Genomic DNA, 1,425 nt, shown 5'->3' on the forward strand with positions numbered 1-1,425 from the left:
GGTCATGTCCCAGGGAGAGGTGTAACTTCTGGTAGCGCTTTTGGTGGCGTCCGCGCCCTTCATGAGGCGCCGTAGGACGTCATCAAAGGCGCGGTGGTCATCGGTGAATTTTCGGTAAGGTCGGGTTGCGAACATCAACCTGAACCGAAGGAAGACCCCGATGACCAAACCTATGATGGACCTGAAAGAGCTTGTCGAGAAGAGCGCGGATGCCGATCTTCTTCGAGATATGATCGGTTTTGCCGCCGAAAGGCTGATGGAGCTGGAGGTCGGCGCAAAAACCGGGGCCGACTATCATCAGAAGACGTCGGAGCGGAAGGCGCAGAGAAACGGCTACCGCGAACGCGATTGGCAGACGCGAGCCGGGAACGTGGAACTGCGGATTCCCAAGCTGCGCACCGGCAGCTATTTTCCTTCTTTTCTGGAGCCGCGGCGGGCGACAGAGAAGGCGTTGAGCGCGGTTATTCAAGAAGCTTATGTCCATGGCGTCTCAACCCGTTCTATGGACGATCTCGTCCAAGCGATGGGTGGGACCGGCATCTCGAAGAGCCAGGTTAGCCGCCTGTGCGAGGAGATCGACGAGCGGGTCGATGCCTTCCTTACCCGTCCAATTGACGGCGAATGGCCCTACCTTTGGATCGATGCGACTTATCTCAAGGTCCGCCAGGGCGGGCGTATCGTCTCCGTTGCCGTCACCATCGCCGTCGGCGTCAATACAGACGGCCGCAGAGAGGTGCTGGGCATGTCCATCGGCCCGTCCGAGGCCGAAACCTTCTGGACGGAGTTTCTGCGCGATCTGGTGCGGCGCGGGCTATGTGGTGTGAAGCTGGTCATCAGTGATGCCCATGAAGGCATCAAGGCCTCAGTCGCACGCGTGCTGAACACGAGCTGGCAGCGTTGTCGGGTGCATTTCCAGAGGAACGCTCTTGCGCATGCAGGCAAGAGCAGCCGACGCGTCGTCTCCGCCTTTATCGCAACCGCTTTTGCACAGCCAGACCATGCGGCGGCGAAAGTCCAATGGCGCAACGTCGCCGACCAGATGCGGTCCAAGCTGCCCAGGCTCTCTGGGCTGATGGATGATGCCGAGGAAGACGTGCTCGCCTACATGACCTTTCCCCAACAGCATCGGACGAAGTTGCATTCGACGAATCCGATTGAACGTTTGAACGGCGAGATCAAGCGCAGGACAGACGTCGTCGGGATCTTTCCAAATGAGGCTGCCATACGTCGCCTCGTCGGCGCCATCCTCATGGAGCAGACCGAAGAATGGACTGTGCAGCGTGCGCGATACATGACGCTGGAAACCTTGGCACCGGTCTGCGATGATCCCATCATCAGCCTGCCTGCAACTCAGACGGACTGATCAGCTCGGCCGTCGAAAGCGCCCGGCCAGCCGCGAGTTACACCACGCTATGGGGCATGATC

1 protein-coding gene is annotated in these 1,425 nt (G+C 59.5%); it reads left to right on the forward strand.

All coding sequences use genetic code 11. From position 1 onward, the window contains the following. The first annotated feature begins 160 nt into the window (after positions 1-160). On the forward strand, positions 161-1,363 hold the full coding sequence (locus tag J7392_RS24105) for an IS256 family transposase (RefSeq protein ID WP_209219848.1): 1,203 nt from the start codon (positions 161-163) through the stop codon (positions 1,361-1,363). The last annotated feature ends 62 nt before the right edge of the window (positions 1,364-1,425 follow it).

It is taken from the genome of Sulfitobacter sp. R18_1, assembly GCF_017743915.1.
GTDB lineage: Bacteria > Pseudomonadota > Alphaproteobacteria > Rhodobacterales > Rhodobacteraceae > Sulfitobacter > Sulfitobacter faviae.